We start from the raw sequence: 246 nt of genomic DNA, 5'->3' as shown, positions 1-246 counted from the left end.
ACTTCGACGGCATGCCGCACCGCGTGCTGATCACCGACCGGCTGCGCATGCCGCCCGGCACCGGGCACCTGACCGGCGAGACCCGCAAGGGGGACGCGATCAACACGCTGTTCGACCAGATGCCCGAGGACACCTTGATGTGTCTCACCATGGTGGCCACGCCGCAGGACGTCCTCGAATCGGACCTCAACCATCTGGCGAAGAAAGCTGTGGGCGGGACGCTGGCGTCGGAGCAGACGCTCAAGG

At 66.7% G+C, this 246-nt stretch carries 1 protein-coding gene; it reads left to right on the top strand.

Going from position 1 to position 246, the window contains the following annotated elements:
• On the top strand, nucleotides 1-246 hold a 246-nt coding region (locus KVT32_RS31035; RefSeq protein ID WP_217619525.1), incomplete at both ends, for a hypothetical protein.

This window comes from Achromobacter sp. GbtcB20 (assembly GCF_019091095.1).
Classification (GTDB): domain Bacteria; phylum Pseudomonadota; class Gammaproteobacteria; order Burkholderiales; family Burkholderiaceae_B; genus Achromobacter; species Achromobacter mucicolens.
Note: the sequence above shows the minus strand (reverse complement) of the source record. Positions and strands in the feature narration are given on the sequence as shown.